Annotated in this window: 19 protein-coding genes; 11 read left to right on the forward strand and 8 right to left on the reverse strand. The window is 34.5% G+C overall.

Features of this window, described 5'->3' with window-relative positions:
• Positions 1-10 precede the first annotated feature (10 nt).
• The 5 genes from IPH52_04915 to IPH52_04935 all read left to right on the forward strand — a co-directional run bounded on the left by IPH52_04915 (position 11) and on the right by IPH52_04935 (position 5,115).
• Positions 11-2,185 (forward strand): sulfatase, encoded by a 2,175-nt coding sequence (locus IPH52_04915; protein MBK7054384.1) that lies wholly within the window; start codon positions 11-13, stop codon positions 2,183-2,185.
• Entirely contained in the window at positions 2,182-3,357 is a 1,176-nt protein-coding gene (locus IPH52_04920) for a CoA transferase (protein ID MBK7054385.1), read from the forward strand. Before IPH52_04915 ends, IPH52_04920 begins: the two co-directional genes overlap by 4 nt.
• Positions 3,333-3,719 (forward strand): DUF423 domain-containing protein, encoded by a 387-nt coding sequence (locus IPH52_04925; protein ID MBK7054386.1) that lies wholly within the window; start codon positions 3,333-3,335, stop codon positions 3,717-3,719. Before IPH52_04920 ends, IPH52_04925 begins: the two co-directional genes overlap by 25 nt.
• Before the next feature lie 186 nt (positions 3,720-3,905).
• Positions 3,906-4,277 (forward strand): AAA family ATPase, encoded by a 372-nt coding sequence (locus IPH52_04930; GenBank protein ID MBK7054387.1) that lies wholly within the window; start codon positions 3,906-3,908, stop codon positions 4,275-4,277.
• A 67-nt stretch (positions 4,278-4,344) separates the two neighbouring features.
• Entirely contained in the window at positions 4,345-5,115 is a 771-nt protein-coding gene (locus tag IPH52_04935) for a DUF4143 domain-containing protein (protein ID MBK7054388.1), read from the forward strand.
• 16 nt (positions 5,116-5,131) lie between these two features.
• Here IPH52_04935 and mnmH read toward each other — a convergent pair whose 3' ends face one another.
• Positions 5,132-6,205, reverse strand: coding sequence for a tRNA 2-selenouridine(34) synthase MnmH (gene mnmH, locus IPH52_04940; protein ID MBK7054389.1), 1,074 nt, complete (start codon positions 6,203-6,205; stop codon positions 5,132-5,134).
• 433 nt (positions 6,206-6,638) lie between these two features.
• On the opposite strand from mnmH, the gene IPH52_04945 reads away from it, so the two are divergent.
• Positions 6,639-9,059, forward strand: coding sequence for a SpoIIE family protein phosphatase (locus IPH52_04945; GenBank protein ID MBK7054390.1), 2,421 nt, complete (start codon positions 6,639-6,641; stop codon positions 9,057-9,059).
• On the opposite strand, the gene tmk is transcribed toward IPH52_04945, so the two are convergent.
• A complete protein-coding gene (tmk, locus tag IPH52_04950) occupies positions 9,049-9,636 on the reverse strand; it encodes a dTMP kinase (GenBank protein MBK7054391.1) in 588 nt (195 codons plus the stop codon). The genes IPH52_04945 and tmk overlap by 11 nt on opposite strands.
• 147 nt (positions 9,637-9,783) lie before the next feature.
• Between tmk and IPH52_04955 the strand changes: the two genes are divergently transcribed.
• On the forward strand, positions 9,784-10,200 hold the full coding sequence (locus IPH52_04955) for a hypothetical protein (GenBank protein MBK7054392.1): 417 nt from the start codon (positions 9,784-9,786) through the stop codon (positions 10,198-10,200).
• On the opposite strand, the gene map is transcribed toward IPH52_04955, so the two are convergent.
• Positions 10,197-10,952 (reverse strand): type I methionyl aminopeptidase, encoded by a 756-nt coding sequence (gene map / locus IPH52_04960; GenBank protein ID MBK7054393.1) that lies wholly within the window; start codon positions 10,950-10,952, stop codon positions 10,197-10,199. The two genes, IPH52_04955 and map, sit on opposite strands and share 4 nt — an antisense overlap.
• 12 nt (positions 10,953-10,964) lie before the next feature.
• Positions 10,965-11,150, reverse strand: a complete 186-nt coding sequence (locus IPH52_04965; protein ID MBK7054394.1) for a hypothetical protein — start codon at positions 11,148-11,150, stop codon at positions 10,965-10,967.
• Positions 11,151-11,425: 275 nt separating this feature from the next.
• Between IPH52_04965 and IPH52_04970 the strand changes: the two genes are divergently transcribed.
• On the forward strand, positions 11,426-11,641 hold the full coding sequence (locus tag IPH52_04970) for a hypothetical protein (protein ID MBK7054395.1): 216 nt from the start codon (positions 11,426-11,428) through the stop codon (positions 11,639-11,641).
• 31 nt (positions 11,642-11,672) lie between these two features.
• On the opposite strand, the gene IPH52_04975 is transcribed toward IPH52_04970, so the two are convergent.
• Both IPH52_04975 and IPH52_04980 read right to left on the reverse strand, forming a co-directional pair.
• Positions 11,673-15,080 (reverse strand): hypothetical protein, encoded by a 3,408-nt coding sequence (locus IPH52_04975; protein ID MBK7054396.1) that lies wholly within the window; start codon positions 15,078-15,080, stop codon positions 11,673-11,675.
• 120 nt (positions 15,081-15,200) lie between these two features.
• Positions 15,201-15,566 (reverse strand): hypothetical protein, encoded by a 366-nt coding sequence (locus tag IPH52_04980; GenBank protein ID MBK7054397.1) that lies wholly within the window; start codon positions 15,564-15,566, stop codon positions 15,201-15,203.
• Between the two features lie 156 nt (positions 15,567-15,722).
• Here IPH52_04980 and IPH52_04985 point away from each other — a divergent pair, with 156 nt between their 5' ends.
• The 3 genes from IPH52_04985 (at position 15,723) to IPH52_04995 (ending at position 20,277) form a co-directional block, all read left to right on the forward strand.
• Entirely contained in the window at positions 15,723-17,672 is a 1,950-nt protein-coding gene (locus IPH52_04985; GenBank protein MBK7054398.1) for a hypothetical protein, read from the forward strand.
• A 232-nt stretch (positions 17,673-17,904) separates the two neighbouring features.
• On the forward strand, positions 17,905-19,326 hold the full coding sequence (locus IPH52_04990; protein MBK7054399.1) for a GAF domain-containing protein: 1,422 nt from the start codon (positions 17,905-17,907) through the stop codon (positions 19,324-19,326).
• Positions 19,327-19,368: 42 nt separating this feature from the next.
• Complete coding sequence (locus tag IPH52_04995) at positions 19,369-20,277, forward strand: hypothetical protein (protein MBK7054400.1); 909 nt, start codon at positions 19,369-19,371, stop codon at positions 20,275-20,277.
• Here the strand turns inward: IPH52_04995 and IPH52_05000 are convergent.
• Positions 20,260-20,967 (reverse strand): sulfatase-like hydrolase/transferase, encoded by a 708-nt coding sequence (locus tag IPH52_05000; protein ID MBK7054401.1) that lies wholly within the window; start codon positions 20,965-20,967, stop codon positions 20,260-20,262. The two genes, IPH52_04995 and IPH52_05000, sit on opposite strands and share 18 nt — an antisense overlap.
• Positions 20,916-22,211 (reverse strand): sulfatase-like hydrolase/transferase, encoded by a 1,296-nt coding sequence (locus IPH52_05005; protein ID MBK7054402.1) that lies wholly within the window; start codon positions 22,209-22,211, stop codon positions 20,916-20,918. Before IPH52_05005 ends, IPH52_05000 begins: the two co-directional genes overlap by 52 nt.
• Positions 22,212-22,245 lie beyond the last annotated feature (34 nt).

The following is a 22,245-nucleotide window of genomic DNA, read 5'->3' on the forward strand; positions in this document are numbered from 1 at the left end:
TTCAATGTTAATGCTACGTATTTTTCCAATTCTACTATTTCTATCCATTCTATCAACTTCTCTTTTTTCAGAAGAAAACAGTATTAATCTTCTCTACTATCACCCTAAAGTAAAGATATTACATAAGAAAAAAACTCTTCCCAAGAAAGTATCAGCTAATACGTATATTGCGAAAGCAAATTCTATTGATGCACGATTCTTAAATTCGCAAGAAAAAATCAAAGGTATAGATATTGTAAAAAAAACAATCACGATTCCTGCTGATACAAGCGTAGAATTTAAAATTTCTATTCCTTTAAATCACACACTTCATTTTCAAATGCGCAAATCGAAAGAAAGGCAGAATGCAGCCAATCCAGAAGCAGTTCAAGTTTTCTTAAACGAAAGTCCTAGCAGTTTTGATTTAAAATCTGAATTAAATTCTAATCTATTAAAAATAAAAGCTACGAGCGACGATGTTATTTTAGAAAATGTATTTCTAATTCGAAATGCGGTAAATGGAGATAAGCCGGATATACTTTTTATTGTGATTGATTCTTTGCGCGCTGATGTCTGTGGTTTCAATGGAGCAAATTTTAATGCAACGCCTAATTTAGATAAATTTGCAAAGTCATCCTATGTTTTTCAAAAGCATCTTGTAAATTCGAGTTGGACTAGACCTTCGACTTTGGTTTTTTTTACGGGACTTTATCCTTCTAAGAGTTTTATTAATCTCTGGGATTATTCCGTTTTTCCCGAAGAGAAAAAATCTTTTTACAAATCAAAGATTCTTCCCCTTCCTGCCAACCTAGCGCAAAATGGGTATAAGTCGGTGATGATTGGGAATAATCCTTTCTTAACCGACCACAGAGGGATCGGTGTAGACGTTGGATTTGAAGAAGTATATGATTATTCCAATTATGAAAATGATACAATTCCAATCACAGAAAAAATTCTCTCTCATCTAAAAGCATTGCCGCCAAAAGACAAACGTCGTCCTGAATTTATTTTTTTAAATTATAACGATCCGCATAAACCGTATACTCCTCCTGCAAAATTTCTATCGCAAATTAAAAATGCTGAAAAGGTAGATCCAAGAAAAAAAGATTACTTAGGTGAAGTTGCCTTTGTAGATTTTGAGCTAGATAAAATATTGCAAGCTTTAAAAGAAAAGGGAATAGCAGATAATATGATTATTCTGGTAACATCAGATCACGGCGAGGTGATGAATCCTACTCATGGTAAATCAAAATTTACCGGTGTCTATACTCTTTATGGACATGGACAGGGACTTTATGAAGAAGATATTCATACTCCTTTGTTACTAAAACTTCCGAGTAAGAAAGAGCAAAAGAATATAGCGAGTGTTAGTCGTTCAATTGATATTATGCCAACTATACTAGAAGCGGCAAATCTCAGTAAACCGAAAGATGGAGATGGAGAAAGCTTATTTCCTTTGATTGAAGGAAAAGAAAAAGAGGAAAGGCTCTATTATGGTGAGTCGCGCGGTGTGATCGGAGTAAGAAAAGATGGATGGAAGTGGATGCAAAAGGTATTTCACTTCCATCGTCCGGGAGCGCACTGGGATGGACTTGTATCACAGGAGCCGATGTATCTTTTTAATTATAAGTCTGACCCCGAAGAAAATACTCTCATCGAAAATGAAGCCAAGAAAAAGGAACTAAGAAAACTTGCTGATTCCTTTTTGAAAAAGACTTCTATTTACGGAGTGAGGATTACAAATCCAGATAATTCCGAAAGTAAAGATGTTACTATTTCGATTCAAACAAATGTAGGCAAAGTGGTATTAACCGATGAGAAAGGAAATTCTATCACAAGAGAAAATTTCACAACGAATTCGCGGGGTTTTGTATTTTCAAAGTCGATGGAGAAAAATTCTAACATTGAATTTAATTTTATTCCTTATCCAGATATTTCTTTTCCCCGTGTGGATATAACTGTAAATGGAAAACCTATCGGCAAAGGGGAATTAGGCGTTGGAGAAAAAGATATTTTTCCGGGGAAATGTAATAATAAAGCGGAATGTGCTGAAATGTATTTGATTCACAATAAAAAACCAGAGATTCCAAAACAATTTAGAGCGCAGGTATGGCTTGAAACAAAAACTCTACAGTTAACAAATGAAAAAGTAAAATTAGAAAATGATGCAATTGATATTCTAAAAAAACAGGGGTATATAAAATGAGCGGTCCTTTAGCAGGTGTAAAAGTAATAGACTTAAGTCTTCTTCTTCCGGGTCCACTCTGCTCGATGTATTTAGCTGATATGGGAGCAGAAGTAATCAAAATTGAAAATCCTCGTGCCTACGATGGAACAAGAGCAATGGTAAAATCAAAAGAAGGTTTACCGGGATTATTCTTCATGACCAATCGAAACAAGAAGGCAATCACTCTTAACCTCAAAAAAGAAAAATCCAAAGAAATACTTTTTAAGCTCTTAGAAAATGCAGATATATTACTAGAAGGATTTCGCCCTGATGCGTTAGACGAAATGGGAATTGGATATTCTGTTTTAAAAGAAAAATTTCCGCGCTTAATCTATTGCGGTATATCGGGATACGGCACTAGCGGTCCTTATAAAGATTGGGCAGGACATGATGGAAATTATTTGGCACTCTCTGGTGTTCTAGATCAACTCGGCGGAAGAGACAAACCATCGTTAGCCGGATTTCAACTGGCTGATATTGGAGGCGGAACACTTACAGCAGTAGCGGCAATCCTCGCAGCTCTCTACTCACGCGAAAAAACAGGCAAGGGACAGAAGATAGATGTTTCGATGATGGAGTCTAGTTTGCAATTCATTTCGCTTTATGCAGGAATTTATATGTCTACTGGAAAATTACCCGAGAGAGGCAATGAACTTTTATCCGGTAAATTAGCGAATTATAATATTTACAAAACAAAAGAGGGACGTTTCGTTTTCCTGGGCGCTTTAGAAGAAAGATTCTTTAGAACTTTCTTAAGACAAATTGGAAAAGAACATTTGATGGTAGAAGGAAAGAATCTAGAAGAATTATCAGAAGAATTTAAAGAGACTCTAGAAGATTTCTTTTTATCGAAGACTTTTACTGATTTGAAACCTTTGTTTGAAAATCCCGATTGTTGTCTGACTCCAATTAAAAATCTCTCTGAAGTTTTGCAGGATGAGCATTTACTAGAAAGAGGCTCTGTGTTTAAAAAAAATCATCCTGTCTATGGAGAATACTTTCAGTTTGCCTCCCCATTTCGTTTTTCGGAAACAGTCTGTGAATATAAAACTCATCCACCCGAGCATGGCGAGCACAATTCTTCTGTGTATACTTCCCTTGGTTATAGTCTAGAAGAATTGGAAAAATGGAAAAAGGAGCGGGTAATATGAATAAGCTATTAGTCATAGCTTCTGTTTATGGATTTTTTGCTGTAGCCTTCGGGGCATTTGGAGCACATGCGTTAAAGGATGTATTAGGTGATCGAGTTGGAATTTATGAGACAGCCAATCGTTATCATTTTTATCATACGTTCGCGATTTTTGCTTCTGCATTTTTGTATAATATTTATCAGAGAAAAGTCTTTTTAAAATCCGGTTATCTATTTGCCGCTGGAATATTTATTTTTTCTGGTAGTCTCTATGCTCTAAGTATTTCTGGAATTCGAATACTTGGAGCAATCACTCCCATCGGCGGAGTTCTTTTTCTCATTGCATGGGCTACTCTCGGTTATTCGGTTCTGAATAGAAAGTAGATATTTCAAAATTAAAAGGAGGACAGGCATAGATTCGACCATGCTCACTACAAGTCCCTGCCTGTTATTCTCTGCCTACAAATGCAGACCAAAAACACAAATAGGAAGGAATTTTTGTTCTGACTATTTTAGATAAATATATAAATAAGTATTGACTTATTTATATATTTATTGAAGAATGTCAGTATGTCTGAATCCGAGCGCGCCTTTCCCCAATTGATTGAAACCCTTCATCCTGTGGAAAAAATGGTTTTTCTTGCAGGACCCAGGCAAGTTGGAAAGACTACAATTGCGCAGTCTTTACTAAGTTCGCTATCCGATGGCGGAATGTATTTAAACTATGATATTCCAACTCATAGAAGACTGATTATTTCTGGGAACGATTTACTCAGTGATTTGCGTAAGCCAAAAAAAAGACCGATGGTTGTTTTCGATGAAATTCATAAAATGGCAAAGTTCAAAGCATTTCTAAAAGGATTTTATGATGAGAACAAAAACGATTCCAGAATTTGGGTGACTGGCTCTGGTCGGCTCGATCTATTTCAAAAGGGGCGATAGCTTACTCGGACGTTATTTCCTATACCATCTTCATCCTTTTTCCATTGGGGAGTTAACGAAACAAAAGTTGATTGAGCCAGAAACATGCTGGGAAAATTTTGAAGAATCAAACTCCATAAATTTTGATTATCAATCCTTACTTGATTTTGGTGGTTTTCCGGAACCTTTATTTAAAGGAGAAAAAAGTTTTCATAAAAGATGGATTACTTCTAGAAAAGATAGAATCACACGTGAGGATATTCGTGATTTAACCCGTATACAAGATTTGGATAGATTAGAAAAATTAATTGATTTACTTCAGTTTAAAATTGGTTCCCCTTTGTCTGTAAATTCTTTGCGTGAGGATTTGGGGGTTGCGTTTGAAACAATCGAAGCATGGTTAGAAACTCTTGCTCGCGTATACTACATTTATTTTCTAAAACCTTTTTCGAATAAAATCAATCGAGCGATTCGCAAAGAAAGAAAAATGTATTTCTGGGATTGGTCAACTATTAGTGACCCGGGAGCAAAGTTTGAAAACTTTGTTGTCTCCCATTTTCAAAAAGCTTGCAATGCGTGGAATGATTTTGGAATTTCCGAAGCAGAGCTTTGTTATATTCGAGACAAAGAAAAAAGAGAAGTCGATATAGTTATGTTAATCGATAAAAAGCCATTTCTTCTAGCAGAAGTGAAACTATCGGATACGGATCCTTCGCCTCATCTGCTTCGCTTTTCGGAAGCGACTGGTTGTAAACGTCTTGTTCAAATTGTAAATATTCCAAAGACTAAAAAGACTTTTAAGAAAGATGGGAAATTAATTCATATTGTTTCACCAGAGAATCTTTTTTCTTTTTTCTAAAATGTAAAAATGTAAACTAAAAAGATTTCAAATAATCTAAGACATTTTTCTGTAATTCATTGAATGATTCTGCTTTAAAAACCATTGCGTATTCCCTATTTGTTCCAGTCTCAGGTGAGCCTTTTAGGTAATGCTTATCATAATGATGCTTTAATAATAAGAGTGCGGCAGAATAACGATCATTAGCCGCAATTGCTGTAGTAATGGCTAGAAATATTTTTCCATCGATAAATCGCTTTAAGTATTGAAGCTTTTCCAAAATAAATTCATTCGAGTTATTGTATTCTTTTGCAAGACGTTCAGCTCGTATTTCTAAAGGAAGCTCAACCCAGATTTTTTTTCCTGTCATCATCTTGGAGTAAAACTTTTCTGGTAAAATAATTCCTCCAATTTTTTTGCTTTCGCCTTCTACGATCATATGACTAGAAATATTTTTCTGTAGAGCCTGATAAAGGTAGGACTCGAATAATTTTTGGGAAGGTTGGTTAGAAGGATTCCCACCAAGTAAAGATCCTTTGTGATTTGCATATTTTTCTAAGTGAACTGCTGGTAATTTGGATTCTTGTAAAATAGAGATTAATTCTGATTTGCCGCTACCACTCGGTCCGTAAATGGAAATTGCTTCTGGTAAATTTTCCTCGTGGAAGTAATGATTTACGAAGCGACGATATGCCTGGTAACCTCCATCAATCAAGCTTGTTTTATATCCAATTAAATCCATTACAGTAAACAAAGAACGAGAGCGCATTCCGCCACGCCAACAATATACAACGAAATGGCAAAATGGTTTGTGCTTCTCGACACAATCTTTATTGAATGCAAGAATCAATTCTTCAACTCTTTCTAAATTATTTCTTAGATTGCCCGCTATTAATTTTGCACCGAGTTGTCGTGCGGTGAATGGATTTTGTTTGTATTCCGTTCCGACTTCGGCTCTTTCTTTATCATTTAGAACTGGCAGATTGATTGAGTCGGGAATATGATCTTCTGCAAATTCAGATTCACTTCTTACATCAATTAGAATATGCGTGTTCGGAGAGAATTCTTTGAGAATAGTATCTATGGTTTTTGTTTTGGAAATTTGTATCATGGAAATTGTTTTATATTTAAACTCATCCTTGAATGGCATTTAAGTCAATAAATGTTCTTACTTCTAGAAAACTAAAAGACTTAAAAAAATATATATTTTTTTATTTGCAGGAATTTTTTTATTTTTCCAATCGTCTTAAGTCTTTACGTAGATCATTGAATTATCTGAAAGAGTAGACTAAAAACTTAGGTAAACGTAATATTAAGTGAAATGCACTTTAAAAATGCAACTTTTTGCTAAACTAAAACTTATTTCAAGAAAATTCATATTAGGATAGACAATTTAGAAAACTGATGATACATTATCACAACCTATGAAAATTTTTGCGCTTATTTTTTCTTTTTTGATTTCAATTCCAATATTTAGCAACCCGTTTAAAATTGATTTAACTCAAGACTGTAATTCAGAAAAATGCGTGCCACGAATATGGTATTTGAATGATTCATTTGAGACTACTTTTCTTTCTATGAAGGCTCCCCCTGAAAGCTGGACAAAGGCAAATAAATTTCCAATATGGCTAAATAAGTTTTACTCGAAAAATGAATCTCTTTGGACATTCACGATGGTAAGTTTTTTCGATGTGCCGGAAAATATTTCTATTAACCGGCAAACAGGTATTAAACTCGGAGAGATAGGGGAAGTATTTGAGATATTTATTAATGGAAATAAAATTGTAAGTGAAGGTGAAATTAAAGATGGTAAAGTTTCTTTTCATAGAACTGTTCGCGGAAAAATATATGAATTTGATAAGAGTATTCTGAAACCCAAAGACAATCTATTACTTATAAAAATTTCGGGAGATCCAAGGTTTGATCACACTGGTTTTTATTTAACAAATGGCTATCAAATTGGACTTTATGAAGACTTACAATATGAAGAGCAAGATAGAATTACATTAATTCTAATTGGAATTTATTTAACAATTGGGTTTTATCATTTGTTTCTATTTACAAAACGTAAGCAAGATAAGTATAATCTTTATTATGCGCTATATACCATTGGACTAGGAGTATATATATACACAAGAACGTCGGCAATTTTTGAGAATAATTGGGATACCACTTTGATTCAGCGTGTCGAATTATGCGTGTTATATCCAACAATATTTTTTAACTTTGCACTTCAGGAAGAAATCTTCTTTCACAGAATCAGAAAAGTTACAAGTTACTATGGATATTTCTTATTTGCTTGGTCTGTATTGACGATTTTTCTCCCTATGTTTATGGCAGAATATTTACTTAGAGTATGGCAGATAACATTTATTACCCTCGGATTAGGAATAGCAATTAATATTATCTATATATCAGTAAAGAATAAAATTCCGAATGCCAAAAGATTAATGTTTGGAATTATTTTTCTGACCTTTGCTGCAATTTTTGATGTAATAGATTCACTTGTTTTAAATACGGGACTTGCGTTCAGTAAATACGTTTTCTTTTTATATGTATTCGGATTTGCTACTATTCTTGCAAATAATTTCATTCAGGTGCACAACGACATAGAGCATTTGAATAACACACTAGAACGAAAAGTGGATGAGCGCACAAAGGAATTAACAAATAGCTTACAAAAAGTAAACGAATTAAAAAAACAGCAAGATGGTGATTATTATCTTACATCCCTTTTGATTGATCCTCTTGGAGTCAATCATGCAGAAAAAGAAATCGTTAATGTTGAATTTTTACTTCGACAAAAAAAGAAATTTAGTTTTAAGGGAAATGATTCTGAACTCGGGGGAGATTTATGTAGAACTGAGACGATTCAATTAAAAAATAGATCATTTACCGTTTTCTTCAATGCAGATGCAATGGGAAAATCTATGCAGGGCGCAGGTGGCGCGATTGTAGTAGGCGCGGTGTTTGATTCGATTATTGAAAGAACAAAACTCAGTAAGCTTGTGCAAAATTCTTATCCAGAACGTTGGCTAAAAAATTCCTTCGTGGAGTTACATAAAGTATTTGAAAGCTTTGATTGCACAATGCTTGTTTCTATTGTTGTAGGGCTTGTTGATAATTCTTCCGGCTTACTATATTACATCAACGCAGAGCATCCTTATCCGGTATTGTATCGTGACGGCAAAGCGTCGTTTATCGGTGATGAATATATTTATAGAAAACTGGGAATGCCAGTCAGTGAGAGCGCATATATTTCTGTAGAGACATTTCAAATGAAACAGGGCGATATTTTTATCTCAGGCTCAGATGGTCGTGATGATGTAATTGTAAAAAATTCTCTGGGAGAAAAAATTTTAAACACAGATGAAAAAGCTTTTCTCAGAATTGTAGAAAAAGCAGAAGGAAATTTGGAAGCAGTATTAACACTGCTCACATTAGATGGAGAGCTCACCGACGATTTATCTTTATTAAGAATCAATTTGAATAAAAATCCTTTTCCATTTGACGTTTCCGACTTAGATGAAGTAATAAATTCAAATCCTATTTTAGAAAAAATGGATTCCGAATCAACGCCTATTGCGGATAATGAGTATTTGCTTTCTAAAGAGATTAATATACGAGCACTTAAAGGTATCTGTCTTAATTATATGAAATTGGGTAAATACCAAGAGGCAATTAAATTTGGGAGAGAATATTTAGATTTGGTGCCGGCAGATGTAATCATGATTTTTCGAGTGTCTGAGGCTTTTAAGAAAGTAAAAAATTTTGAAGAAGCAATTGAACTTGGTGAGCGTTTACGATTAAGAAGAAAGCAAAACATAGATAATTTAATTAATCTTGCAGAGTGTTATATCGCGTTAAATCAAAATGACAGAGCAAAATTATTATTGCACGATGTTCTGTTATTGGAAAGAGATAATGTTTCTGCTCTTGAAATACTTGAAGGTATTAGCGTATAATATGACTTATGCACAACTCTTTCAATTTTGCTTGTGAAAGAGTTGCATCTAACTTTAGAGCTGTTTTGGGAATAACTTTCTCATAGGCAAGGCTTACTTTTTTTAGCGTCTCTAAATTTTCAAAATGTTCATTCGCATTTCTACGTTTTGTTCGGGCTAGAGAAATTTCTGGATTTATCTCCAGGTAAATGATTAAGTCCGGCACTGGATAATTTCGATTTAAGTTCATACGTAGAATCGTTTCTGGCTGGATACTTTCATCGGATTGATATGCTGCCATTGAATAAAAATATCTGTCAAGTATAACGCTATTACCCGCTTTTAAATTTGGGTATACATTTTTTTCTAAAGAGTCTTTTCTATCGGCTAGGAATAATTCGATTTGCTCTTCTCTAGAAAGAGAAATTTCTTTTCGCAAGAATTTTCTAATTTTCATTCCCGTTTCAAAGCTCGTAGGCTCATTGAATTTTACGATTGGAAAATTTCTTTCTATAAGAGAATTTAAGACCATTGTAGAAAGCGTGCTTTTTCCGCTTCCATCTATTCCTTCAAAAACAATAAATTTAGTTTTATTCATAATGATAATTTTTAAAACATTGAAAATCTAATAGGATTAAATGCCAAATGAAAAATAATTCTAAGAGCAAAGTAAAAGTTTTAATCTGCAGCTTAGGGGATGATTTCTTGATTGACATGGATTTTTTGATGAGAAATAATTTTAAGAATGGCAAGTGTTGAACCACAAGATTTAGTTTCTTCTCTACAAGAAAATCGAGTAGATGAATACAGGGTTTTAGAGCAAAAGAAATTGTTATCACAAATTTCGGAAGAGGAAATTAAATTAAAGTATGAATCATTTTTTTTAGATGTAAGTGAATTTGAAGATATTCTGCTAAAAAAAGGGGTTTACTACGCGTTACTCGGAGCACTTTATGCATTTCACGATCGTGAACTTGATCCGATGGAAGCACAACATTCTCCACTATTTAAAATTATCCGAGCAGATATAATAAAAGTATATGGAGAGATTTCCGATTCCTTGGTCAGCGAAGAAACTTGGCTATTCGAAGCATTTGATTATGGAATAAAGCATGTTTACTATTTGGATTGGCAACTGTATTTATCTAAAATTTGTTATTAAGGAGGAAGGGTTAATATTTCGTAACCTCTGTGCGTTACCAAAACAGTGTGTTCAAATTGAGCAGACCATTTTCCATCCTTTGTCCGAACAGTCCATTTATCAGATTTAGAGACTACTACGTTGTATGCCCCAAGGTTAACCATTGGCTCAATTGTGAAAGTCATACCCTCTTCTAATTTTGTGAGCAACCTTGTTTGTTTGAAGTGGGGAATCTGTGGATCTTCATGAAATTTTTTTCCTATTCCATGACCCATTAAATCGCGAACGATTCCATAACCATGAGTTGTAAGAAATTCATCAATTGCATTGGAAATATCATTCACGCGGTTACCAGGCTTTACCTGCTCGATTCCAATCCACATGGCTTTTTCAGTGTCTGTTACAAGTTTTTTAATTTCTGGTTTGACTTTGCCTACTAAAAAAGTTTTTGATGTATCTCCATGGTATCCATTTAGTATGGGTGTTACGTCAATATTGATAATGTCTCCATCTTTTAAAACATCGGTTGTTTTTGGAATACCGTGACAAACAACATCATTGATTGAAGTGCAAATGGATTTTGGAAAACCTTTGTAGTTGAGGGGAGCAGAAGTGGCTCCACGCTTTAATGTATACTCGTGGCAAAGATCGTTTAGCTCCTGTGTATTAACACCAGGCTTAACAAAAGACTCAATGTATTGCAAAAGTTCTGCGGCAAGTTTTCCTGCCGCTCTCATTTTTTCTATTTCAGCTTTATTTTTTATGTGAACCAATTAACTTCTCAATTAAAAATCTGATGCTCTAACTGTAGATCTTTTATTGGATTTAGTTCTTTCGATCGCTTCGTCGATTAAGCGATATACTTTCTCGTTTAATCCTTCTACTACATCACTTGATGTCATAAGCTCTTTTGACTTAATATATTCTTTTACTTTACTGGATACGATTAGAATTGATTTTTCTTCAGACATAAAACCCTCTTATTTTGTGTTTATGTATCAAAGAAAAGGAATATATGTTTTTCGTAAATTAAGAAAAACAAAGGATAAATTTTTATGGAAAAAAAGATACGTTTTCGTAAGGAAATTTATTGCAAAATGAATGAAATTTATTCTTAAACTACGTAATATTTTCTTTACTTTTCTTCCTTTTAAAGTATAATTTTATATCTGCGCGATGAATAAGCTCCAACTTAGAAAAACGAATGAACTGCTAGGTTTTAAATAAAAAAATTAGGTAAACAAGAATGGATACTACTAAAATATTTAATTTTATTCTCGGATTAAGTGGTCAAGCTTTTGAGGAAGCCAATAAGTTAAAAACTACATTTGAAAGAGAGTATGCTAGGATTCGAACCATTGGAAGTAATAATAATTCAGACTCAGCTATTGCGCTTAGGGAAACTGCTGAATCTGTTATTATTTTTTTCGAAGAAATGAAATTCAAATTCCCACAATTATAAATCCCAAAATTCAGCCAGAAAAAAATTCTAGTTAGCTTTTATTATTAATAATCGCATCCACTAAAGATTTTTCTAAGTTTAATTTTTCTGCAATCGTATCCGAAGTCCAATCAAACTTTTCATACAAACTTAATACAGTCGCTTTCTTTCTTTTTAGAATTTCGGTCGTGTCTTTATCTAGTTTAAAATTCTTAGAATGATTTTTCGTTCCAGTTGTTGTAGTTACTGCGTCCACTACGACAAGGAAATCAGAAAGTTTATCAAACTTATCATCAGCCTCTGCAAGTAAATTTTCGAAGCCGCCTTTCATTTCTTCTGTTTCCAATTTTAATGTTTCAATTCGTTTTTGCATTGTAGCAATTTGTTTATGACGAGCCGACAAATCAACCATTAGATTTTCTACTTTATCAAATTTCGACTCTATAGATTTTACATCTATGTTTTTGGAATTTAGTGCTTGCACTTTTTCTTCAATATGATTGATTCCATATTCCAACTCAGACTCTCTCGATTCAATTTTCTCTACGGAGCGAAGAACTTTTTGGACTCTATCATTTATTTCAAATGTAGATTTGTTAGAGTTATTTAACGACTGGGTTAGATCATTTATTCTTTCATTTACAATCTTAACCTCAGAAAGTTTAAAATCTAACTCATTTTGAATTCTTTCGATCTCAATTAGCTTTTGATCTACGGAAGTAATCATAGAAATTTTATCATGAAGTTCATCAGTGCGTTGATTGATTAGATCACATACGTTAGTTGCACGAGCCAATTCATTTTCGATTTGATCTATTCTCAGTTTATGTGTTTCGAGAAGACGAAGCTCGGATTCTATATCCTTCTTTGTAGACTTAATTAATTCTGCATGTTTTAAGAATTGATTTGCAGTTCCACCTTCTTGCTTTAAGTGATCAAGCATATTTCCGAGTTCTCTCATCGTATTTTCTGAATCATGAATCAATTGTCTTGTCTTATCAAAAAGTCCCGAATAAGATTGAATATCCTCAACTTTTGTTGAAATCATATCTAATGTATTTTTTAGGTGATTGCTTTCTTCTTGCACATATTCAGCTAAACCTTTTTTGATTTCAACAACTTTGTCTAAATCGCTGTCGATACTGTTTTTAATACGCAAGAATTCTTCTCGTGTTTTTGCAAATTCATCACGATTTGTATCGATGAAATTAGTGTTCGACTTCTCAATGTCACGGAAAGTTTTTTGAATTTGCGAATTGAATGAAGTGATTTGTCTATCACTATCTTCTTTCGCATTCTTCAGAGTTTGCTCAATGTTTTGTTTTACATCTTGGACATAGCTGGTTATGCGAGATTCCAATTTGCCAAGCTGCAATTGTCCTTTATCCATGAGAACTGTGAGTTGACGAGAAATTCTTTCATCAATGGTTTGAGTAAGTTTATCAATTTTCTCTTCTTGCTTTTCGAGGAGGTTCATTCCTGCTTTTTGAATATCTTCTAAGAGTTCTTCTGATTCATAACGAACTTTTTCGAGTTTGTTCTGCAAGTCACGATATAGTTTCTCTCCGTATTCAGAAAGAAGTGATTCTTGTTTTTCATAAAGGTTTAATCCTGCTTTTTGAATTCTACCTAGGACCGAATCTACGTCTTCTTGCGATTTTTTCACTTTGCCCTGAACTTCGGAAATAATTCCATCTGTTTGAGACGCAAGCATTTCAGAGTGTTTCTTGAGAATTGCGTCTAATTGAGATTTGCCGGCATTAAATTCATTTCTAAATATATCAGAAAGCTCTTTGCCTTCAATATGAATGTCTTTTAGTCTTTCGACCAAGCTATCCATATCTCTTTGAGTTCTAGATTTGATTTTTTCTAATTCTAGATTCCATCCTTCAATGAATAATTCTATTTTGCCGTCAGTCTTGAGTTTTTCTCTATCTAGATTTTCTACAACGCTACTTACCTCTGTTTCGACTTGTTTTACAATATCCTTTGCGCTTTCGAGTAATGCATTTTTTAAATCATAAAAGTAGTCATCTACAGTTTTAATTTTTTGTAATGTATCTTTCCCGAGTTCGCGGATTTTTAGTTCTACCGCTGCAATATCATCGAGGATTTCACTTTTCTTTTTACCATGTAGAGTGACGAGACTATCTTCAAGTTCATTCTTGAGTGCAATGAATCTATCTCTAGTATTGTTTTCAATTTGGTTAGAGACGCGGCTCATTTCTGATTCAAAATTCTTCAAGCTATCAACAATAGAGTCTTTTTTGTTTTCTGTTTCCTCGTGAAATGTTTCTTTGACTCGCTGAAATTCATCTTGAAATTTTACAATTTCCTTCATTAATTCTGCTTTTTTAAAGTCTGCTTCGCGTAATAACTTGTTATCCGCTTCAAGATATTTCTCTTGGAACAATTGAATGTTTGAGGTAATGTTGTCTGCTTGACGACGAGTGTCGTTTAACAATTCATCTCTTCTTGTCATTGTTTCAAGACTCATTCCTTCAATTTCAGCTCGGATTGAATCAACTTCCATTTTGAGTCCGCCGAGGATTGCTTCTTTTCCTTGATTGACTTGGTCTAAAATTGATTCAAAGCGATCTTGAAATTTCTTTTCAAAGAAACCGAGTTTGTCTTGCACAATACCAGCAACAGCTTCTGCTTTTTCTTCGAAGCGAGAGTCTAACTTCTCAATCTTCTCGGCGATAGCTTCGGAAGAGTCGCGGTAGCGAGTGATTTTTACTTCGAGAGACTTTTCTGATTCACGAATAAATGTATTGTAATCGTCTAGTTTCGTATTGGCTAATTCTACTTTGCCGACAGTTTCTTCTGCCATGAACTCTACTTCAGATTTGAGTTTTTCTTTAAATGAATTTAAAACAGTGTTCAGGGACTCATCTACTTTATCGGATTTTGCTTCTAGAAGTGATTCTAGTTCAACGATTTTAGTTGCGAGAGATTCTAAAATATCTTGGGTTCTATTTGAGAGAGTATCATTGAATGTGCGGACAATCCCGTTTACCTCTTCGCGAACTTCTTTAATATCGCGCTCAACGTCTTTAATATTTTCCCGTTGCGATTGAATGACTTGCATTCCTTCTTGGATGTATTCAGCTTCGTGACGAATTTCTGATGCGAGGTTCACCACATTTTTTAGATCTTCAGAAATATTGTCCAGATACTCCTTGTTAGCCTTAAGAGTGTCCATTAAATTTCTGGTTTCATTTGCTTTCGCTTCCAAGTCGGCAATCACTTTGCGAGCTTGCTTACCCATGATATCGAGATCAATGGTTGTATCTTTAACGGCTTGGATTCCAGCCATAGCCGCTTGGTTGATATCCTCATTCATTTTAGTAGAATGTTTTTTAATTTGGCTGAGTCTATAGTTCGACCTATCCAATTTTCTAAATAATAAAATTACGATTACACTCGCAATAAATGGAAATAAAAGCTCTGAACCCATGGTATATAGTATGTCCCATGCTAAGAGTTAAGAATTATGTCTTATATTGCAACAAAAATTTATGTCTCATTAAAAAATATTGTAAATTTTTCACTCACTTGAAAAATCAGTGTGTCCAGTTTACAAAGCCCACATATTACTTAATGCTCCAAGAAATTTGACTTCTTGTTCTGAGTGAGTATGATCGCTCATTGCATGTTTGACTGCCTCAAAAGTTATTCTTAGATCTTTATCGTTCAGATTTTCCTTTAAAAACAGGACAGAAGTTGTCGTATGCTCAAAGAGTTTTTCGGGCGTCATCAGTTTTGTTTCTTCAATGACTGCTGCCAAATAATCCAACGGATTGTCTTCTCTCCCTATACCTTGAAAAAGTTCAGTAAGAATCGCAATCATATTATCCAATTCTTGATCAGAAATTACACCATCGTAACCGGTTGCATATAACAAAACTATGCAAAGATTATATTCAAGTTGATTATTATTCATAAAAATTAAAAATATCCTTAAATACAGAATTCATTGAGTAAGTTGATTGTCTACACAAAACAAAGTCTTTTCTTTATGTATTGTATAAGTAGAAAGGTAACGACAGAAAAGTCCTTCAAATGAGAACTTAGCGCAAAAAAACTGGATTGTGAAGGCATGATTTTTTTTAGAAAAAAGAAAGATTCTTCAGCGTTGATTGAGCATTATTTCTCAGCTTTAGCAATGAAACTTGAGTTTGATGCAAGTGGAAAACTAATTAATATTAATATTGGAAATCAGAAAGAGTCTACTCAAATTTATGCCACTACAACTCTAAAAAATTTTTTTATCAAAGAAAATATTTCTCACAGGCAAGAAGCCAATCAAATCGAATTCAAAAAAACTCTTATTAACAGGCAAAACAAAGTTTGTCGTTTGATTGAACGTTTTATTGCAAAAGAAAAAAGTGTTAGATGGGAAATCGAAATAGAAAGTAATGATTCGGCTTGGACAACAGATATTATTACTGAATTAAAATATCCGGTTTCTTCAAAAAGTCGATTCTGGACAACATGGAGTGATCCAGAACAAAAGAAATCTGGATGGCGTGATCCTCGAATGCTCAAGCCTTTTTCAAATCGAGTATGGGAATATTCAAATCTAACAAAGAATACACCCGAGAACGGGAATTTTTTTTCTATTCCTCTGGCAACTTTCGCGGAGTTAGATATTGATTTAGCGCATAGCATCTTGTTATCCCCTGAAGATTCAATTTTCAATATGTATCTTTCTACCCGTAAAAGCGGAGAAATTCTTTTTGTTCGAAAAGGACATCGACTTGGAGAAGGGAAAAAAGTTTCATTTGCAATGGATATTGTCTCGCATGAAGCGGATTGGAGAGGTGGATTGCGCTTCTATGTTGAACGTTATCCGCATTTTTTCAATCCGATAAATCCCATTGCTGACTCTATGGCGGGTTGCGGCGCTTATTCGGGATATGAAGGTGCGATAGACGCAAAACGTTTAAAGAAAATGGGTTTTAGCGTTAATTGGAAATTATCCGATGACTTTCCTTGGATGGGAATGTTTATTCCGCCCGTCGACAGTCCAGAAGAAACATGGACTCGATCTTGCAACGAGCCTTCTCCAGATGGAAAGAATCCTAACACGTCATGTAAGCAAATGAATGATTATGCAAAACGTATGAAAGAAGAAGGCTTTTATGTTTTAAGCTATTTTAATGTAACTGAATTTGGAAAGAATATGAATGCAAGTGAATGGAAAAAGCATTTCTCAGGAAAAGAGATTTGGAAAAATCCAGTGCAATTTCTAAAAGAAAGAATGCCGAATGCAGTTCTTGATCCAAAGCTTAGAACTTTTTATGGTGCAAAGATTACAGATTGTGGAGATAAAGAATACCAGGAATTTTTAATTGAACAAGCCGATAGGAATATACGCCTGTTACCCGACACTTCAGGTGTGTGCATTGATCGCATGGATTGGTTGAGATACTTTAATTCAAATGCAAATGATGGAGTTAGTATGATAAACAATCGGCCGGTAAGAGCTTTAGTCGAGTCGTGGAAAAGCTTTATGAAGAGGCTCGATTTGCTGATGCATATAAACGAGAAGGTAATCTTCGTTAATCCCATGACAATGCGAATAGATTTATTTCAGTATGTGGATGGATTTTATTCGGAGCATGGCGAGTCGGGTCCCGGTCTTAATTCACTGGCATTTGTAGGGATGCGGAAAACGGCGATTACCTGGACATGTATGTGGTGGTATTTTCCTGAATACAAATTAAAACCAGACCCTGATCGCTTTTTTCAGAGGCATTTATTGATGGGAGTTTTTCCAACTGCCCCTTTTCCTTTTAATAACCACGCACTCAGACCGCATCCCAAAACAGATCAATACTATTTGGATTATGGTCCGTTATTAAAAACTTTACGTGGAAAGAAATGGGTATTAGCTCCTAGATGCATAGAGACAACTACCAAAGATGTTAAAGTGAATTTATTTGAAACAGTGAATGGATTTATCGCACCAATAACTTTTGGATTTGGGTCAACGAATGCTATTGTGATAATAAGGAATATTTCAGGTCTAAAAAAATGCGGGTAACGGCATTTTTTCCTGGAATTGAGGATTCAATAAGTCCATTGGTTGAATGGAATGATGACGTTCTTGTAATTGATGTTCCCTTACTTCGCGGATGTGCGGTTTTAAAGTTAGAGTAAAAATTAGATTCATGATAAACTGCTATAAAGATGAAATATTTTTATAATTTCTATCTTTTTTTTGAGTTGAGTTTATAGAAAATATTTTTTTTAATCCAAAAGAGAAAGGTATTTAAGTGCAAAATCATCCAATACAAAAAGGCTTTGAGAAATGTGAAGTCAACTTGACAAATACTGGATTAATTCAGGAATTTGGTTGCATTCTCTGGGTATCAAGAGAAACTAAAATAATTACAAATGTATCCGAGAATGCAATGACTATGCTTGGCATAGATTCAATTCTAGGAAAACCTCTCTCTGAAATTTTGGGTTATGAATTTGCTACCCGTCTTTTTGATCTATCGCATACAAAATTCTTTCATGAGTTATGGGAGCGATTCCATTTATATGGACATGCAGAGGATACTGGAATACTAATTGAAATAGAGCCTATTTCCGATTATCCGCATAAAAGAAAAATATTTAGACTTTATAATGCGCATTCAAGAGAAGAGTTAGTTGAAAAAACTTTATCTCGTCTTGCGGAAGAAACTGGATTTGAGAGAGTTATGCTTTATGAATTTCTTTCTGATGGAAGTGGACAAATTTCAGCCGAAATCTACAAGGGAAATAGAGATAGTTATCTTGGACTTCGCTATCCAGCAACGGATATACCCAAAGTTGCAAGAGATTTATATTTAAAAAACTCGTATCGCTATATTCATAATGTAGATGCAAAGCCAATTTCGGTTTTAAGTCTGAATGAATCAACGAAAGATTCTTTAGATTTAATGCATAGCTCACTACGAAATGTATCTCCTTTCCATATTGAGTATTTAAAAAATATGGGAGTAGCTTGCGCGCTTTCCCTTTCTCTTGTTAAAGATAAAAAATTGACTGGAATGTTTTCTTTGCATCATTTTGAACCAAAATATATTTCACATGATCAGCGAATTAAATTATCTGAAATTGTAAGTCAATATTTGCAGAGGATACAGATTCGAGATAGTGAAGAGAAAATGCAGTTTCTAGATAGCTATAAGAGAGAAGTATCAACATTCATTACAGCGATTCACTATGGATATTACAATGAGAATGAAATTACAAAGATGATTTCTCTTATGGGTGCTACTGGTCTTGTTGTGCGGCAGGGTGAACGTTGGTTTGCTGTTGGAGCAGTAAGGATTTCAGAAACATTGAAAGCAGTTGAAGAAAGTATTACGCATGGTAAATCCAAGGGAGTTTTTGACACAGACTGCATCTCTTCCCTTTATGTGGGAATGGAAACACAGAAAGAGCAAATTTCAGGGTTAATGTGTGTCTGGTATTCAGATTTGATTACACGCGAAAAAAATTCATTTCTATTTGTTAAACCGGAAGTTGTCCAAGAGGTAGTATGGGGAAGTAAAGTGGATATTTATCAAGGCGGTATGAATCCGATTAATTCTTTCGGACAATGGAAGGAGTCAATGAGTTACCACAGCGAAGCCTGGTCAAAGCAAGCAAGGAATGCGGCTCAGACCATTCTATTTCTTAGTTTAACTGGCCATAAAGATTAATTTTTTGTTTGCGTTGATTTGGAAATAAATTATTAATAGGTTATGAAAAATTTATTACTATTAATTTTCCTTTTATTCTTTATGCAATGCAACAAAAACTCGATTCGTGGAAGCATTCCTATCGACTATATTCTGATTCATGAGAAAATTCAAATTGATTTGCTCGAAAGGGAATATATTCTATTTAAACCAAAAGAAATAAAGAAAAATGTAATATTAATTGGTCTTCATGGAAGAGGAGGAACTGGGGAAGAACTCATGTGGAAAACAGAGTTTAACCGCTTGGCAGAAGAAGAAGGGTTTATCATTGTTTATCCCTACGGAATCAATCGTGCTTGGATAGATGGAAGAAGACTTCCCGAAGAAGATTCAAAGGCTAACGACGAAAAATTCCTTTTAGCATTAAGAGAAAAATTAGAAAAAGAATTTTCTATTCAAAAGTTTTTCCTATTCGGCTATTCAAACGGTGGTTTTATGACTCAGAAAATGGCGTTTACTTATCCAGAAGCTTTTATAGGCTACGCAAGTGTAGTCTCTACGATATCCGACAAATTAAACAAAGAAAAACCGAAGCAGCCTGTTCCTGTATTATTTATTAATGGAACGGATGACCCAATTGTTCCCTACAAAGGCGGAATGATTAGCGGCAATAAAGGATTAGTCGTAGGAGCAGAGGATACAGTTAAACAATGGGTAAAATGGAATAAATGTGGAATTAAACCTGATGCAGAAATTGTCAATCAGCTTAACGACGGAGTAAAAGTTTTTATTCATACCTATACCAATTGCAAATCAGGTAAACCAGTTCGATTTCTAAAATTAGAAGGAGCCGGTCATGGCTGGCCCGGAAAATTAGTAGAAGAAAAACCAGGCTTCGGAAAGTTTACGACTGAAATTAGTGCAAATGAGGAGATTTGGAAATTCTTTGAGTCATTACCAAGGAAAAACTAAATTTTTTTCCATTAGGTAAATGGGGAGATTGAGGAAAGCGTTTGTTTTGCGCTCCGTTAGCTTGCATTCGGGAGATATATTGCAGTCTTGTCTATCAATGAATGGTTCAACGAGAGGGAAATTAACTGTCGGTCGTGTTGCATCTAAGTTTTGAAAATAAAAATGGTCTTCTTCAATCCAGCCATATAGGTAACCAAAACAAAAATAGGCAAACGATTTTGAGCTGGGGGCAAATAAGTCTTTACCCATTGCAGAGAATAATATCGGTTTTGCAACAAATCCGAGTAGTGTAGGAATCAAATCTATCTGCGAACCAATATTCTCTCGAATTTCGGGCTTTAACTTAGAAGGCGCATAAATCAAAAGTGGAATATTCCTATCTTCGTAATGATTCAAGTCTCTATGATGTGTATGGTCTGCCAGAAAAACAAAAACAGTGTTCTCAAAGTAAGCTTCTTTTTCTGCCAAGCGCATAAATTCACCAATTGCAAAATCAGCGTAATGATACGTGTTCAAGTATGCAAAATCTTTTGTCTTTGAGTCAAATACTTCAAACTTTTTATCGGGAACTCTATAGGGATAGTGTGTAGAGATTGTTAAGTAGGTTGCTAGGAACGGTTTATCCTTATTTTGCGCTTTTAGGTATTCATTGAATAGTATAAGTCCATCTCCATCATCAAAGCCCCACACTCCTTTTTAAAACGTTTGGTTTTATCAATCGTTCTTTCATCGACAATTGTATTGAACCCCCATTGCTTAATATGCGGCTCAATATTTTCAAATGACAAATCACTGCCTGTCATGAAAAGACTTTCATAATTTGCCTGCTTTAAAAGTTTTCCAATACCGGATACTCTTGCGTTAGCCTCTTGTGTGTGAAGAAGACTCATCATTGGTCTATCTGGAATTCCTGTCAGTGTAGCAATTAATCCATTAGAGGTTCGCCCGCCAGTAGCAAAAAACCTTCGAAAGAAAACTCCTTTCTCGGCGAGATGATTAAAATTTGGAGTGACTTCTATTCCATCGACAAGTCCATCTTTAGAAATAGGTTTAACAAATTTTCCCGTCCAGCTTTCCAAAAGAATAATTACTAGATTGGGTGGGTTATTTTCATTAACCGCTGTAACTTTGCGCAGGATTGGAAAGGCAGGGTTCACAAACTCAGCACCGTCATAAGATATTGCCTCCCTGACAAATAGAGCAGATTCCGCAAATGGAACTTTTTTTGCATTCGGAATTTGCGTTTGACTCAAATCATAATAGGACGTAAATACTCCGTTGAGTCCTAAAATGTTTATAAATCCATTGTTTGAAATGATCGCATGACTGGGTCGAAGAGATGTAGGCTGTATTCCACCACGAACAAGCAACACAGAAAGGAAAAGGAATAAAAAAAATTCCATTCCTCGACTCAGTGGCTTACGAGTAGTTTCCTCATAGACAAAGTAATTTTTATAAATATAAATCGCAAGAGTTAAATAAGAAATTACAACTCCAATCAAAAAAAGAAACAACGCTGGCTGCTCTAAAAAGAAAGATTGAATTAATACAAAAATATCTTTGTTTAAGAAAACAAATCCTTCATAGCCCAAATGTTTATTAGCATTCGCAAAATAGATAGTATCCCCAACCAAGTGCATTGCTATCCAGGCAATAATTACGTTAGGCAAAAAAGCCCAGAGAAATTGATAGGCACGAAAACGATTTAAGGGAAATAGGAGTGATAAAAAATAAAACGGTGCGATAACGCTCGCAGTGACCGATGCATCAAATCTTAGTCCGACAAGAAAACTCTGCAAGATAAGACTAACACTTCCCCCGTCTAATCGATCTTTGTAGGCTAATAAGAATATAACTCTATATAGAAAGAAAATGAAAATACAAAAACTGAAATAAAAAAGAAAAAACTTTGTGCGAAGGTTTATTTTTGACATGATTCAAGATTACCACCGATGAACACCGATAAAC

The organism is Leptospiraceae bacterium (assembly GCA_016708435.1).
Taxonomy (GTDB): Bacteria; Spirochaetota; Leptospiria; order Leptospirales; family Leptospiraceae; genus UBA2033.